This is a genomic window from Kribbella sp. NPDC004138 (genome assembly GCF_053603655.1).
The window spans coordinates 311,397-326,619 of sequence record NZ_JBSGFZ010000007.1 but is presented as its reverse complement, the minus strand read 5'-3'; the positions used below and the strand labels follow the sequence as shown (position 1 = coordinate 326,619).

Genomic DNA, 15,223 nt, shown 5'->3' with positions numbered 1-15,223 from the left:
ACGCCGTCCACGAACCGAACGTCGCGGCGACCCTGGCCGAGCCCGCCGGCCTGGTCGCCGCGATCATCACCGCACTCTGAAGGGCCAGGCCGTTCCGGCCGCTCCCCCACCGCGCCGGGCCGGTTCCGCGGCCGCGAGGATCGCGCCGCCCGGCAAGAACTCCAGCGCCGCGACCGCTCCGATCTCGGAGGCCGAGCTTCCCGGTGCACCGGCAGGCGTGAACGTGTGACCGTACGGCGCGAGCGCCGCGCCGTACCGGTCGATGAACGCCTGCTCCGCGGTCACCGAGGCGGTGTTGCGCTGCGATGCCCGCGGCGCCGCGATCGCCTCGGGCAGCGTCATGCCGCGGTCGAGCCGATTCGTCAGCGTCTGCAGGACGGTCGTGATGATCGTCGAGCCGCCCGGTGAGCCGAGCGCGATGTACGGCTGCCCGCCGCGCAGCACGATCGTCGGCGACATCGACGACCGCGGCCGCTTCCCGGCCTCGACCCGGTTCGGGTCCTTCGGGTCCGGTACGGCGGAGAAGTCGGTGAGCTCGTTGTTCAGCAGGAAGCCGCGCCCGGGCACGGTGATTCCGCTGCCGCCGGTCTGCTCGATCGTCAACGTGTACGACACCACGTTGCCCCACTTGTCGGCCGCGACCATGTGCGTCGTCGACCGTCCCTCGGTGTCCGGACGCTCCTCGACCGCACTGCTCTTGCCGCACTTCGAGTAGTCGCCGTCGGGCGAACCCGCCTTGACCGGCTTGGTCGCCGCGTGCTGCGGGTCGATCAGGCACGACCGCTCGGCCCCGAACCCCTTCGACAACAGCTCCTTCAGCGGTACGTCGACGTACGCCGGGTCGCCGACGTACGCGCCGCGATCCGCGAAGGCCAGAGCGGACGCCTCGAGGTAGGTGTGCAGCGCCTGCGTCGTCGACATTTGCCGGATGTGCTGCGGCTGCAGGATGTTCAGCGCCTCGCCGACGGTGCTGCCGCCCGAGGACGACGGCGGCATGCCGTAGACGTCCAGGCCGTCGTACCTGACCTTCGTCGGCTTGCGGTCGATCGTCTTGTACGCCGCGAGGTCGCTGGTCTGCAGGTAGCCGGGGAAGAACGGCAGCGTGGCGTCCGCGGTCTTCGGCGGGTTCTTGGCGACGGCCGCCATCTCACCGGCCAGCGCTCCGCTGTAGAACGCCGACGGTCCCTGCTGACCGATCAGCTGGTAGGTGGCCGCGAGCTCCGGGTTCTTGAACAGTGCGCCGACCTGCGGCGCGTCACCGTTCGGCAGGAACAGCTTGGCGGTCGGGACGACCTGCGCGAAGCGGTCCTTGTTCTCCAGCGTCTGCAGGCGGAACGTCGGGTCCACCACGAAACCGCGGTCGGCCAGGTCCGCGGCCGGCTTCAGCGCCTTGCCGAGCGACAGCGAACCCCACTGCTTGAGGGCCCGGTCCCACGTCGCGAGCGTTCCCGGTACGCCGATGGACACACCCGACGTCACGAGTTGCGCGAACGGATACGCCTGGCCCGTCGCCTGATTGACGAACGCGTTCGACGGCATCGTCGCGGGCGCGGTCTCCCGGCCGTCGATCGTGTACACCTTGTGGGACTTGGCGTTGTAGTACACGAAGTACCCGCCGCCGCCGATGCCGGCCGAATACGGCTCGGTGACGCCGAGCGCGGCAGCGGTGGCGACGGCCGCGTCGACGGCGTTGCCACCGCGACGCAGGACGTCGAGACCGATGTTCGTCGCGTCGGGATCGACGGAGGACACGGCGCCGCCGTACCCGATCGAGGTCGGCTGCCGGGGTGGGGCCTGCGCCCCGGCGGTGGCTGGTGTTGCGGTGAAGGCAGTCAGGATCAGAGTGCCTGCGGACAGGGTTGCGACCAGCTTCTTCACGAACTTCCCCCACACGGACTCGGGGACAGGGACAAGCCCTGCCTATCCCACCTGCGGGTCGCGCGCCAGTTGTGGCGCGCCTAGGTCCTGTCTAGTTCGCGGTGCAGGAGTTCATGAAGCGGCGTAGCACGTCGTCCGGCCACTCGACCGTGCCGGCCGGGAGCTCGACCAGCAGCCACTGGTCGGCAAGCTTCACCTGACCGCTCAGCCGGCCGCCGAGGGTGCCGATGTGGAAGGTCTTGCCGCTCGCGTCGGTCACCCGGACCTGCGACAGGCTGCGGGCCTGCGGCGCGGTCTGCAGGATCACCTTGGCGGCGGCGTCCGCGGTCCGCATCGTCGGCTGGGACAGCACGACCTGGTTGGTCGCGATCGGGGTCTCGGCGCTCCAGCCCTTCGGCGCCAGCGAGCAGGTGATCGTGCTCCAGGGCTGTTTGTTCGCCACCAGCTCGACGACGGACGCGCCGAACATCGACACCGGCTCGCTGCTCTGCGGCGTCACAGGCGGTGCCGTCGAGGGACTCGCGGCCGACGTCTCCGGCTCGACGGTGCCGCCGGCTACTTCGTTGCCGCCGCCCCACCACTTCACCTGGTTGCCGATCGCGAGCACGAGGGCCGACGCCGCGGCGACGCACAGCACCCCGGTGACCCGGCGCCGGCGCTTGATCCTGCGCAGCGCGAGCCGGCCACGGCTGACGTCCGCGTCGATATCCGCGTCCGGCAGCCCTTCGGCGGCACGGTCCGCGAACCCCTCCAGTAGTTTCTTGACCTCGTCCACTGGGCTCTCAGCTACTCCCCGTCTCTTCCGTCATCAGTTCCTTGAGGCGCTTCAGCGCCTTGGCTGTCTGGCTCTTCACCGTGCCCTCGGTGCAGTCCAGGATCCGCGCGCAGCTGGCGACGTCGAGATCCTGGAAGTACCGCAGGACCAGGACCGCCCGCTGCCGCGGCGCGAGGTCCAGCAACGCGCCCCGGATGGCGAGGGTGTCCGCCTGGTCCGGTACATCGGTCAGTCGCGGCTCGACCGCCTCGGCGGTGACCACCTCCGGGTGGCGGCCGGCGCGGCGGCGCTCGTCCAGGAAGGCGTTGACCAGGATGCGGTGCGCATACGGGCCCGCGCCTTCGTGCTTGATCCGGTGCCAGTGCACGTACACCCGGGTGCAGGCGGTCTGGACCAGATCCTCGGCGGTGTGCACATCCCCCGCGGTGAGCAGCAACGCCGTACGCATCAGCCTGGAGCGGTCCGCGAGCAGGTACTCACGGAACTCGGCCTCACGGTCACCCCCTCGCATCGACGGCCCCAGTGTCGTTGCCCGGGCCTGTTGTCACCTCGACTACGCCGGGGACGGCTTCGCGGTTGCCTTGGGCCACATCAGTTCTACTGAGCACTTCGAGTGCCTTCTCCACCAGGTCGTCGGCGTCGTACGGGAGCCAGGTGATGCGTTGGTCCTTACGGAACCACGAGTCCTGCCGGCGCGCGAACCGGCGGGTGGCCTGGGCGGTCCGCTCGCGGGCCTGCGCTTCGTCGATCTCACCGTTCAGCAACGCGATCACCTGCGAATACCCGAGGGCGCGGTTGGCAGTCTTCCCCTCAATCAAACCCTTGTTCAGCAGTCCTCGCACCTCGGCCACGAATCCGGCGTCGAACATCCGGTCCACCCGGCGGCCGATCCGCTCGTCGAGAACCGGCCGCGGGACGTCGAGACCGAGCTGGACCGCGCCCGCGTAGACGTAGCGGTGCTCGGGCAAGGTCGCGACGTACGGGCCCTGGGTGATCTCGATGACCTCCAGCGCGCGGACGATCCGGCGGCCGTTGCTGGGCAGGATCTGGTCGGCGGCCTTCGGGTCCCGCCGGCGCAGCTCCGCGTGCAGGGCGCCGGAGCCGTGGGCCTCCAGCTCGGCCTCGAGGCGGGCGCGGACCACCGGGTCGGTGCCGGGGAAGACGAAGTCGTCGAGGATCGCGCGGACGTAGAGCGCCGAGCCGCCGGCCAGCACCGGAACCTTCGAGCGCGCGATGCAGTCGTCGATCGCCTGCCGGGCGAGCGCCTGGAACTCGGCCACGGTCGCCGTCTCGGTCACGTCGAGGATGTCCAGCAGGTGGTGCGGTACGCCGGCGCGCTCCGCGGTGCCGATCTTCGCCGTACCGATGTCCATCCCGCGGTACACCTGCATGGCGTCCGCGTTCACCACCTCGCCGCCCAGGCGTTGCGACAGCGCGACGGCAAGGTCGGATTTCCCGGCCGCGGTGGGACCGACGACCGCGACGACGAGTGGAGCAGACATCGCTCCAGTCTGGCAGCACCGTGATGAAGAGTTCGCCAAGAGGTATGGACCAGCCTTGTGGATGACCCGGAATGTTCGGTAGGAACGCTGCAGTTCGCAACATTTCTACGGGAGGAACGAAGTGACGAATCCGTTCGAGGAAGAGTCGGACGCGGCCAAGGACGCGCTCGGCCTGGGGGACGAGGCGGACAACGTGTCCGCGGCCAAGCGCAGTGGTGGTGACGTCGAGTTCAGCGCCGGCGATGTCGAGCCCGGTACCGACTCCGGCGGCGACGTGGAGTCCGGCGGGGACGTGGAGTCGGGCGGGGACGTGGAGTCGGGCGGGGACGTGGAGTCGGGCGGCGACGTCGAGTCCGGCGGTGGCACGACGGACAGCGGCGGCGACGTCGAGTAGTAGCCTGTCCGGCATCGTTTTGGGTACGGCGCTCGCGGAGATCCCACAGTTCCGGCGTTCGGGGTGCGAAGATCACGCTAGCTGTCTGTAAGCACTCAACTACGCAGGAATGGGAGCCCCGAGATGGGCATCTTCGACAAGTTCAAGGGCAAGGCCGAGGACCTGAAGGACAAGGCCACCGACTTGGTCGACAGCCACGGCGACAAGGTCGGTGAAGGTCTGGACAAGGCCGGTGACTTCGTCGACGAGAAGACGGGCGGCAAGTACAGCGACAAGATCGACACGGGCGTCGACAAGGCCAAGGAAGGGTTGGACAACCTGGACGGCCAGAACGACGACATCCCCGATCGGCAGAACCCCGCCTGACGCACACCCACGAAGGGCCGCAAGCACCCCGCTTGCGGCCCTTCGCCGTGTCCGGGAGAGGGTTTGCGCATGGGAGCTCTGCAGTTCACCGTGCTGGGGTGTGCCACGCCGTACCCGGCGGTCGGAAACCCGTGCTCGGGGTATCTGGTCGCCTCCGGCGGCACGCGGATCTGGATGGATGCGGGCAGCGGGACCCTCGGTCCGCTGCAGGAGCACGCGCGGCTCGACGAGCTCGACGCGATCTGGATCTCGCACCTGCATGCGGATCATTGCGCCGACCTGCTGACGGCGTACTACGGGGCGCTGTACGCCGACATCAGCTTGCGTGCGCCGATCCCGCTGTACGGCCCGCCGGGGATCGCGGACCGGCTCGCGGGCTTCCTCACCAACGGTCCGGCCCGGAGCCCGATCGAGTCGGCGTTCGAGGTCATCGAGCTGTACGACGGGCAGGTTGCCGTCGGCTCGGTCCGGCTCACCAGTCGCGCGGTCGAGCACGGCATGCCCGCGTACGCCGTACGTGTCGAGACTGGTGGGCGCTCGCTTGTGTACTCCGGTGACAGTGCGCCGTGCGACAGCTTGACCGCGCTGGCGACCGACTGCGACGTACTGCTCTGCGAGGCGGACACCTCCACCGAGGAGCCGGCGCACCACACTCCCGAGCAGGCCGGCGACACGGCGGTCGCGGCACGCGCCAAGCGTCTGATTCTCACGCATATCGGCCGCTCGCTCACGCCGTCTGTCGCGGTTGCGCGCGCGGCCGAGAGGTTTTCGGGGACGATCGAGTACGCCTCCCCCGGTACCACGTACACCGTCTGACGTTCCGGACGGGGATCGTCCGGTACGCGTCGTACGCTCGGCTCATGGGCGAGCTGGTGGTACGCGTGTTCGACGGGGAGCGGGCGGTCGGGTGGCTCGAGTACGGGACGCCGGCCGAGCTGCCGAACATCTACCACCGCAAGGAGTACGAGGCCGGGCTGGAGCAACTGCCGGACTATCGCCTCACCTGCTTCTTCACCGACCGTAGTTACCGCCGCCAAGGCGTCTCGTCCGTCGCCCTCCACGGCGCCCTGACCCTGATAGCCCAGTCCGGCGGCGGGCGCGTCGAGGCCTACCCGCAGGACACGGGCGGCAAGAAGATCACCGCCTCCTTCCTCTACAACGGCACCCGCACGCTCTTCGAAAAAGCCGGCTTCACCTACGAGCGCTCCAAGGGCAAGAACCACTGCGTCATGAGCAAGACCGTGGCTCCGAGCAACTGATGTCCCCCGGCGTGTGCCGTCCTGCCCCAGAGGGATGGCGGGTGGGTGGGGGTGATTAGGGTGCGGGTATGGATCGGTTTGTGGTGGTGCCGGCGGCTTATGTGATTGTGCGGCGGGGGGACGAGGTGTTGCTGTTGCTGCGGGCCGACACCGGATACATGGATGGGTACTGGGCGGTGCCCGCAGGGCATGTCGAGCGGGGTGAGTCGGTGCTCGCGGCGGCGGTGCGGGAGCTCAAGGAAGAGGTCGGGATCGACGTCGACCCGTCGGACCTCCAACCGGTGACGGCGATGCACCGCACGGGCGGCAACGGGGATCCGATCGACGAGCGGGTCGACTTCTTCTTCGTGACCGAGAAGTGGAGCGGCGAGCCGCGGCTGATGGAGCCGGACAAGGCGGCCGATCTCGACTGGTATCCGCTGGACGACCTGCCGGATCCCGTGGTCCCGCACGAGGCGCGGGTGCTCGCGTCGTTGACCGGTGACGCGCTTCCCGCCGTGATCGCCCAGGGTTTCGCCTGAGTTCACCGCCGGGCCCCCGCCATGAGGTTCGCTGCGGTGTCAGCGAGCACAGGAGCGTGGGGCGATGAACGAGCGGTACGACGGAACGAGCCGGCGACGGCTCCTGCAGGCGGGCGTACTCGGGGCGGGCGCGATCGCAGCACCCGGCGTCCTGGGTTCCACGACCGCCGCGGCGAGCCCCACCAAGATCGACACGGAGCACCCGCGGTTCACGCTGGCGGTCGTGCCCGACACGCAGTACCAGTTCGACCAGGACCGCGGTGACGCCGCACCGCTCACCGCGACGTTCGAGTACCTGATCGACCAGCGCGGCGAGCAGAACATCGTCTTCGTCGCGCATCTCGGCGACGTCGTGGAGAACGCGCTGGCGAGCGAGTTCGCGCAGGCCGACCCGGTGTTCCGGATCCTCGACCGCGCCCGCTTCCCGTACTCGGTGCTGGCCGGCAATCACGACATCGACGGCTCGAAGGACGACACCCGCGGCCCGTCGCCGTACCTGGACACGTTCGGCCCGCGGCGGTTCCGGTGGATGCCGACGTACGGCGGGTCGACGCCGAACGGCTACAACTCGTACCACGTGTTCCGCGCGGCCGGTCGCCAGTGGTTGCTGCTGGCAATGGACTGGCGGCCGTCGGACGCGAGCTTCGCCTGGGCTCGCGCGGTGATCAAGGCGCACCCGAAGCTGCCGGTGATCCTGACCATCCACGAACTGGTGAACGCCGACCACGGCAACCCGGTCGCGTACTTCAGCGACCACGGAAACCGGGTCTGGAACCAGCTCGTCGACGGCAGCGACCAGATCTTCCTCACGCTCAACGGCCACTACTGGCCGCCCGGCCGCGTTACCCGGAAGAATGCCGCCGGCAACGACGTGCACCTGCACATCACGAACTACCAGGACCGGTACTACGGCGGCTCGGGGATGGTCCGGCTGTACCACTTCGACCTGGCCCGGAACACGATCGACGTCGAGACGATCGCGCCCTGGATCCTGGCCCAGGACCCGGCCCGGCGCAACGAGCTCGCCGAGGCGGAGATCGAGCTGAGCGACGACGTCAACCGGTTCCGCGTGCCGGTCGACTTCGCGGAGCGGTTCGCCGGGTTCGCGCCGGAGCCGGTCCGTCCGGCGCGTCCGGCCAAGCAGCTCGTCATCCCCGGTACGGCGGCGTACTGGCGCTTCGACGGGCCGGTCGCGGACAAGGTGGCCGACCAGTCCGGTCACGGCAACGACCTGACCCGGGCGCAGCTCAGCACCGACCTGCCGACGGCATCGGCGGAGTACCACCCGGATCAGCCAGGTCATGCGAGCTGGTTGTTCCCCGGCGGCAAGAACCCGGCCCGCGGCGGCTACCTGAAGACCGCTGACGACGCCCCGCTGAACGCGCTGACCTTCGCGAACGGTTACACGATCGAGGCGTTCGTGAAGCTCGCCGACGACGGGCAGGACCACGCGTGGGAAGGGCTGTTCACGCGGCTCGGCACCGGGCGCGACGCGGGCAAGACGGGCAGCGACCCGGACGAGCCGGCCGCGAAGCTCGGATTCTCCGGCGGTCTGCAGGTGCAGTGGGCGGTGTACCCAGCCGACAAGAACGACACGTTCACCAACTGGGGCCACGAGCAGCGCGCCGGCGAGTGGTTCCACCTGGCGATCGTGAACGACGGCCGGCACAGCGTCGTGTACGTCGACTCCTCAGAGCTGCTCCGTAACCCGGCGACCCCGTCCAACGGTCTTGCCCCCACCGGCCAACCGTGGCTGATCGGCGCCGGCCACTACGCCAACACGATCGACCAGGGCTTCGCCGGCCACATCGGCGAACTCCGCATCGTCACCCGCCCCCTCGAGCCCTCACAGTTCCTGAACGCCTAGAGGTGCGAGCGGATCAGGGCTTCCTGCGCCGGTAGCAACGCCAGCTCGGCGGGTGTGAGTGTGCGGTTGTTGCCGCGTCGGCGGAGCGCGTCGGGCAGGCCGGGGGTCGGGTCGATGGAGTTGGCGAGGTACGTCGCCAGCGCGTCGCGGAGGAGGTCGGTGAGGGCCTCGTAGGTCGGGTCGAGGGCGACCTGGGCGAAGATGATCGCGGTCATCGCGACGTCGAACTCTGGCGTGCCCTCCTCGGCGTTGCGCCAGTCGATGACGACCGGGCCGCCGGCGGTGGCGATCACGTTCAGCGGATGCAGATCGCCGTGCACGACGACGTGACCCGGCGTACCGCTCGGGGCCGGGATGGCCTGCAGCCGGTGGTGTAGGTCGGCGTGGATCCGGCCGATCTCGACGGCGCTGAGCTCACCCGCCATCGCGGCGTCGCCGAGCGTCGGTCCGTCGAGGCGCTGAATGACCATGTCCGCGCCGTCGACGTCGCGGACCGCGGGCACCGGATACCCGTGCTGCGCGACGTGCCGCATGAAGTCGGCCTCGTCGCGGATCGGGTGACCGTTGCGGTACCGCCGCAGCACCCAGTCGTCGTCGATCGCGTAGATGTCCGCGTCCCGGCCGAAGGCGAACGGCTCCGCGTCCGCCGGGAGGTTCATCCGGCCTGGCAGCCGCCCACTGCCGGCTCCATCGGCTTCGCGCCGACCGTCGGCATCCCGAGCATGACCCCCGGTGCGGCGGCCGGTGCGCCCTGCGCCCTCTCCCACGCGTCCCCGGCACGGGTCCGGCGGACGGCGCCGAACACGTCCGCGACCAGGTGGTGCGGCGCGGCGTACGTGACCTCGACCGTTGCCATGTCACCCGGTCGCGGCGTCTCGGCGCCTTCCGGTACGGCGAAGTGGACGAGCCGGTTGTCCGCGGCGCGACCGCTGAGCCGATGGGTGGTGGCGTCCTTGCGCCCCTCCCCCTCGGCCACGAGCACCTCGACGGACCGGCCGACGACCTGCTTGTTCTCGGCCCAGGCCATGTCGTCCTGCAGGGCGACCAGCCGCTCGTACCGCTCCTGGACGACGTCGCGCGGGACCTGGTGGTCCATCGACTCGGCCGGCGTCCCGGGACGCTTGGAGTACTGGAAGGTGAACGCCCCCGCGAACCGCGCCTGCCGGACCACGTCGAGCGTGCCCTGGAAGTCCTCCTCGGTCTCCCCCGGGAACCCGACGATGATGTCGGTGGTGATCGCCGCGTCCGGCATCGCCGCGCGCACGTCCTCGATGATCTTCAGGTAGCGGTCCCGCCGGTACGACCGGCGCATCGCCTTCAGCACGGTGTCCGAGCCGGACTGCAGCGGCATGTGCAGCGAGGGCATCACGTTCGGCGTCTCGGCCATCGCCTCGATCACGTCCGCGGTGAAGTCGCGCGGGTGCGGCGACGTGAACCGGACGCGCTCCAGCCCGTCGATCTCCCCGCACGCCCGGAGCAGCTTCGAGAACGCATACCGGTCGCCGAACTCCACGCCGTACGAGTTCACGTTCTGGCCGAGCAGCGTCACCTCGAGCACGCCCTCGCCGACCAGCGCCTCGACCTCGGAGAGGATCTCGCCCGGCCGGCGGTCCTTCTCCCGGCCGCGCAGCGCCGGCACGATGCAGAACGTGCAGGTGTTGTTGCAGCCCACGCTCACCGACACCCAGGCCGAGTACGGCGACTCGCGCCGGGTCGGCAGCGTCGACGGGAACACCTCGAGCGACTCGAGGATCTCGACCTGCGACTCCTGCTCGATCCGGGCCCGCTCCAGCAGCACCGGCAGCGAGCCGATGTTGTGCGTCCCGAAGACCACGTCCACCCACGGCGCCTTGCGCGTGATGGACGCCTTGTCCTTCTGCGCCAGGCAGCCGCCGACGGCGATCTGCATGCCGGGTTTGCGGGCCTTCACCGGCGCCAGGTGACCGAGGTTGCCGTACAGCTTGTTGTCGGCGTTCTCCCGGACCGCGCAGGTGTTGAAGACGACCACGTCGGCCTCGTCGCCCTCGGGCGCGCGGACATAGCCCGCGTCCTCCAGCAGCCCGCGCAGCCGCTCGGAGTCGTGGACATTCATCTGGCACCCGTAGGTGCGGACCTCATAAGTACGCATGACAGCCACCAAGAGTACGTGCCGCGGTGGAGATTTCCCTACCTGGGCCAGCGGGCTGACACCCCTGACCATCGGTCACCCGGCGACAATAGTGAGGGGCATGAACAGTTCTCGCCGTCAGTTCCTCGCCCGTACCGCCGCCGGCGCCGTCGTGCTCGCCGGAGGCGCGTTCACCACGACCCCCGCGTTCGCAGTACGCCGTACCGGCATCACCGCCCTCACCGACGTCACCGTCGTCGACGTCGGCACCGGCCGGAAGAACCCGCACCAGACCGTGCTGATCAGCGGCGACCGGATCATCGGCGTCGGGCGGCTCCCGGTGCCGCGCGGGGCCGCGGAGATCCGCCTCAGCGGGAAGTACGTCATCCCGGGCCTCGCCGACATGCACGTCCACAGCCTCGGGGACGAGCGGGTGTCGCCACCTCTCTATCTGGCCAACGGTCTGACCACCGTCCGCGAGATGGCCGGCACGAACCCGATGCTGTACGACTGGCGCGACCGGATCGAGGCGGGCACGCTGCTCGGTCCGCGGATGGTGGTCGCGAGCAACATCATCGACGGCGACCCCACCCTGTGGGACCCGAACCTGATCCAGGTCATCGTGGTCGACGACGCCGCCGCGGCGCGGGCCGCCGTACGGCGGGTGAAGTCCGAGGGCGCCGACTTCGTCAAGGTCTACTCGCGGCTGAGCCGGGAGTCCTGGCGCGCGATCGTCGACGAGGCCCGCAAGGTCGGTCTGACCGTCCACGGTCACGGCCCCGACCAGGTCACCTCGAAAGAGGTCAGCAACGCCGGCCAGCGCAGCATCGAGCACATCCACTCGCTCGGCCTGGCGGTCTCGACCCGCGAGGCCGAGGTACGGCGGATGCTGCTCGCGATCACTGTGCCGACCGGCGACTACAACGCCTGGTTCCGGCAGCTGCACGCGATCGAGTGGATCGCCGCGAACACCTACAGCCCGGCGCGCGCCGCCGACGTGTTCGGAACGCTCCGCCGCAACCGGACCCGGGTCACGCCGACGCTCACGATGCACAACGTGCTCGACCAGATCGACTACACACAGCTCGACCCGGCGCTCGCGAAGTACCTCAGTGCAGACTCGATCGGCACCTACGACTACGTCATCCAGAACCTGTACGCCGCCAACCGCACCGCCGAGGAGATCTCCCACCAGCGGCAGATGTGGGCGTGGCGGCAGCGGTTCGTCCGGGAACTGTTCGCGCACGACGTACCGATCCTGGCCGGCACCGACACCGGCACGCCGTATTCCGTGCCGGGGTTCGCTCTGCACGACGAGCTCGAGCACCTGGTCGGCGCCGGCGCCACGCCACGTCAGGCGCTGTACGCCGCCACCGTCGAGCCGGCGAAGTTCCTCGGCCTGAACACGGGCGCGGTCGAGCCACGCAAGATCGCCGACCTCGTCGTACTGGACGCGGATCCGCTCACCGACATCCGCAACACCCGCCGGATCCACACGGTCGTCACCCGCGGCCGGGTGATCTCCCCCGCCCAGCGCCAGCGGATGCTCGCCGACGTCGAGGCGGCCGTGAAGGAACCCGCCGTCACGACCCTCGCCGCCGGCGGCTGCTGCGGCGCGCACCGGCCCGCCTGACACCTGCTTTGTGCACCCACCAACCAAAATCCTCGTCGAGTATTGGTTGGTGGGTGCTCAAAGTCAGGCTTGGGGCGTCACGCGGGTGGCGTGATGCTCCAGATGCCGCGGCCGTGGGTGGCCGCGTACACGTTGCCGTCGGGGCCGGACTCGATGTCCATCACCGTGGTGGTCGGCAGGCCGGTGCCGAGCACCTGCCAGTTGGTCGCGCCCGGCGCCCGGTAGAACGTGGCCAGGTCCGATCCGACCACGAGTGCTCCGTTCGCCAGCTGCTTGACGGCGCTCGTCGGGACGTCCGGCAGGTTCGCCGAGATGTCCGACCAGGTGGCGCCGCCGTCCTTGGTCTCGTAGACGTGGCCGACACCCGCGCCCGGGCCCTCGGTGAAGCGGCGCGAGAAGCCGTTCACGGCGACGTACGCGTGCTGTCCGTTGGCCGGGTCGATGCCGACGCCCGCGAGGTACCGGTTCGGGAACTCCGACGGCAAGGTCACCTGGTGCCAGCTGCCGCCGGCGTTGGTGGCCAGGCCGCGGGTGAAGCCAGCGTTGTTGCACGGGCCGCACCAGCTGACCCAGCCGACGCCGCCGCGCATCGCGACTGCCGTCGCCGAGTGCCCTGCTCCGAGATCGAACGCCTTCGTCCACTCGGACGCGCTGCGCATGCCCCAGCCCTTGGTGGAGGTGTAGACGTACTGACCACCCGCGATGAAGCCGTTCGAGTTCGCCGAGTCGATCGCGATCGGTGCGATGAACCGCGGGCTCGGGTCACCCGGGTCCAGACTCCACGAGCTCGCCTCGGCCTCACTCAGCGCGCCCGTGTTCAGCGCGCAGTTGTTGGTGATCTTGACCGCGAGAGCGACGTACTCCTGCAGCTGGTTGCAGCCGTTCTGCGGATCGGCTGCCCCGTCGCCGCCGTCACCGCCGAAGTTGGAGCCCATCTTGGTATCACTGTTGCTGCCGTTCGGCTGTACGGCGAACAGGTTCGAGACACCGTTGTCCTGCAAACCGCCGGACACCACGACGCCGCCGTGCTCGGTGTCCTTGCCGACCGACACCGAGTAGTACTGCAGGGCGTCCATGGTCCCGTCGGTGGTCAGCGACTTCCAGTCGGTGCCATTCTTGTTCGCGTTGACCTGGCCGTTGACCGGCCGCTGGTAGATGCCGCCGTCGTTGCCGACGAAGACGACCGGCTTGCCGCCCGACGTACCGACCGCGACCGAGTGCTGGTCGGAGTGCGGCGCCATCGGACAGGTGTTCTTCGAGTCGTCGATGTTCCAGCAGGGGAAGCCGAAGTTCCAGTACGGCCCGACGGTGGCCCAGTGCGAGCCGGCGTCGGTCGTCTCGAACACTTCCTCCAGCCCGGCCCAGACGTGGTCGGCGTTGGCCGGATCGACGGTCAGGAACTGGTTGTACCAGGCCTGGACGCCGACGGCGTACCCCTTGCGGTCCAGAGCGGAGCCGCTGTTGTGCAGGATCTGCGGGTCGGCGATCTTGTTCCACGGACCCGACGGACTGCCGGTCTTGGAGACGAAGATGCCGGCCAGGCTCGTGCTGCCGTTGATCTTGCTCGGCTGCTGCACCATCGCGTAGAGACGATCGCCGGTCTTGCTGAACGCGAACGTCGTGTAGCCGACGTCGGTGCTGTTCTTGATACCGCCCAGCACCACGTCGAGCCGCTTCCAGCTCGACGGACCGGCGGTGTAGTCGTTGGTCTCGTAGAACCCGTTGTAGGTGTCACCCGATCGCCAGCCGATCGCGGCGATCACGTGCTTGGGGTTCTTCGGGTCGATCGCGATGTCGTTGACGATGTTCTTGTACGCCGCGTTCGTCGCGCCGCCGGTCTGGCTGCCGGCCGGCACCAGCACGTTGCCGGCGTCGTCGTTGATCTGCGGCATGAAGTCCGGGTTCGGGTAGAAGGCGACCTTCCAGGCGCCGGCGGTCGTCGACGCGTCGTGGTACCAGACGCCGCGGTTGGTCGCCGCGAACACCTGCCCGCCGCCCCAGCGCAGCCGGCCGACGGTGGTCGACTCGAGTTCCTTGCCGCCGACCCGGTCGGACGGCGAGTAGCTGCCGGTGGTGGGATTCGCCAGGCGGTAGACGCCCGATCCGACGTACGACGTACCGCCGGTGTTCGCCTCGCCGGTCGCGTACCAGAGCGAGCCGTCACCGGCGAGCTGGAGATCACCGCCGCTCAGGGACGGCAAGGTGTCGCTCAGCGGTGTCCAGTTGCCGCCCCCGGTACTGGAGCGCCACACGCCGCCGTTCGCGCCGGCGGCGTACACGTGGTTGGCGTCGTCGGCGGCAAGACCGGTGATCCGGCCGGTGACGTAGCCGGCGCCACCGCTGGAGTTGGAGTACCAGTCGCGGTACCGGGCGTCGTCGGCGTCGTACGGCACCTTGGTGACCTCACGCCACGCACCGCCCGTGTGCGGCAGGGCAGTGAGCTGGGCGAAGGCGGCCGAGTACGCGCCCGGTGCGACGATGCCGCCCGGCGCGGTCCGGGCCTGCTCGAACTCGTCGGCGATCGTGAAGGCTTCCTTCGACTCGCTCTGCATCTCGGCGGGGTTTCCGCCGGCGATCATCAGCGCCTTCTCCATCACGGCGGCGTTGTAGTGCCGCCCGGCCCACTGATGTTTGAGCCACTCTTCCTTCAGCTCGTAGCGGCCGGCGTAGGCGCCGATACCGGCGGCGACGAGGGCGGTTCCCAGCCCGCCGGCGATGACTTGACGGCTGCGTTTGGTCAGCGAGATCCGCATGACGCACTCCGGTGTGGTTCTTGGCGGGTCGCCGTCGACGTGGCGGCGCTCCCGTAGCCCTGGCGTGCGAGGGCCGGAGGGACCATACGTCCACTTCCCGCAGGCGTGGAAGTGATCGTCCTCCGACCATCAGTTACATAGGGAAAACATGCATTTCGGCGATCCGTG

The 15,223-nt window shown here is 69.4% G+C and carries 14 protein-coding genes; 7 read left to right on the top strand and 7 right to left on the bottom strand.

The window, feature by feature from the left end:
* Nucleotides 1–66: 66 nt before the first annotated feature.
* The 4 genes from ggt to miaA form a co-directional block, all read right to left on the bottom strand.
* The gene (ggt, locus tag ACWEOO_RS12810) at nucleotides 67–1,878 is read right to left on the bottom strand and encodes a gamma-glutamyltransferase (RefSeq protein ID WP_452143081.1); all 1,812 of its coding nucleotides are present in this window, start codon (nucleotides 1,876–1,878) and stop codon (nucleotides 67–69) included.
* Nucleotides 1,879–1,969: 91 nt separating this feature from the next.
* Nucleotides 1,970–2,653, bottom strand: coding sequence for a hypothetical protein (locus ACWEOO_RS12805; RefSeq protein ID WP_452143080.1), 684 nt, complete (start codon nucleotides 2,651–2,653; stop codon nucleotides 1,970–1,972).
* 7 nt (nucleotides 2,654–2,660) lie between these two features.
* Complete coding sequence (locus tag ACWEOO_RS12800; RefSeq protein WP_452143079.1) at nucleotides 2,661–3,164, bottom strand: SigE family RNA polymerase sigma factor; 504 nt, start codon at nucleotides 3,162–3,164, stop codon at nucleotides 2,661–2,663.
* Entirely contained in the window at nucleotides 3,151–4,155 is a 1,005-nt protein-coding gene (miaA, locus tag ACWEOO_RS12795) for a tRNA (adenosine(37)-N6)-dimethylallyltransferase MiaA (RefSeq protein WP_452143078.1), read from the bottom strand. The genes ACWEOO_RS12800 and miaA overlap by 14 nt, the downstream gene beginning before the upstream one ends.
* A 121-nt stretch (nucleotides 4,156–4,276) precedes the next feature.
* Between miaA and ACWEOO_RS12790 the strand changes: the two genes are divergently transcribed.
* From ACWEOO_RS12790 to ACWEOO_RS12765, 6 genes are all read left to right on the top strand, one after another.
* Entirely contained in the window at nucleotides 4,277–4,549 is a 273-nt protein-coding gene (locus ACWEOO_RS12790) for a hypothetical protein (protein ID WP_452143077.1), read from the top strand.
* A 123-nt stretch (nucleotides 4,550–4,672) separates the two neighbouring features.
* The gene (locus tag ACWEOO_RS12785; RefSeq protein WP_452143076.1) at nucleotides 4,673–4,915 is read left to right on the top strand and encodes an antitoxin; all 243 of its coding nucleotides are present in this window, start codon (nucleotides 4,673–4,675) and stop codon (nucleotides 4,913–4,915) included.
* 69 nt (nucleotides 4,916–4,984) lie between these two features.
* Nucleotides 4,985–5,731: an MBL fold metallo-hydrolase gene (locus ACWEOO_RS12780; protein WP_452143075.1), complete on the top strand. Its 747-nt coding sequence runs from the start codon at nucleotides 4,985–4,987 to the stop codon at nucleotides 5,729–5,731.
* A gap of 44 nt (nucleotides 5,732–5,775) precedes the next feature.
* On the top strand, nucleotides 5,776–6,174 hold the full coding sequence (locus ACWEOO_RS12775; protein ID WP_452143074.1) for a hypothetical protein: 399 nt from the start codon (nucleotides 5,776–5,778) through the stop codon (nucleotides 6,172–6,174).
* Between the two features lie 68 nt (nucleotides 6,175–6,242).
* Nucleotides 6,243–6,695 (top strand): NUDIX hydrolase, encoded by a 453-nt coding sequence (locus ACWEOO_RS12770; RefSeq protein ID WP_452143073.1) that lies wholly within the window; start codon nucleotides 6,243–6,245, stop codon nucleotides 6,693–6,695.
* A gap of 64 nt (nucleotides 6,696–6,759) precedes the next feature.
* Nucleotides 6,760–8,562 (top strand): LamG-like jellyroll fold domain-containing protein, encoded by a 1,803-nt coding sequence (locus tag ACWEOO_RS12765; protein ID WP_452143072.1) that lies wholly within the window; start codon nucleotides 6,760–6,762, stop codon nucleotides 8,560–8,562.
* Here the strand turns inward: ACWEOO_RS12765 and ACWEOO_RS12760 are convergent.
* Entirely contained in the window at nucleotides 8,559–9,221 is a 663-nt protein-coding gene (locus tag ACWEOO_RS12760) for a phosphotransferase (protein WP_452143071.1), read from the bottom strand. The genes ACWEOO_RS12765 and ACWEOO_RS12760 overlap by 4 nt on opposite strands.
* On the bottom strand, nucleotides 9,218–10,690 hold the full coding sequence (gene miaB / locus ACWEOO_RS12755) for a tRNA (N6-isopentenyl adenosine(37)-C2)-methylthiotransferase MiaB (protein ID WP_452143070.1): 1,473 nt from the start codon (nucleotides 10,688–10,690) through the stop codon (nucleotides 9,218–9,220). Before miaB ends, ACWEOO_RS12760 begins: the two co-directional genes overlap by 4 nt.
* 100 nt (nucleotides 10,691–10,790) lie before the next feature.
* Between miaB and ACWEOO_RS12750 the strand changes: the two genes are divergently transcribed.
* Nucleotides 10,791–12,302 carry an amidohydrolase family protein gene (locus tag ACWEOO_RS12750; RefSeq protein ID WP_452143069.1) on the top strand — a complete coding sequence of 504 codons (1,512 nt, stop codon included), beginning with the start codon at nucleotides 10,791–10,793 and terminating at the stop codon, nucleotides 12,300–12,302.
* A gap of 77 nt (nucleotides 12,303–12,379) precedes the next feature.
* Here the strand turns inward: ACWEOO_RS12750 and ACWEOO_RS12745 are convergent, their stop codons facing one another.
* Nucleotides 12,380–15,055, bottom strand: coding sequence for a WD40/YVTN/BNR-like repeat-containing protein (locus tag ACWEOO_RS12745; RefSeq protein ID WP_452143068.1), 2,676 nt, complete (start codon nucleotides 15,053–15,055; stop codon nucleotides 12,380–12,382).
* Nucleotides 15,056–15,223: the final 168 nt, after the last annotated feature.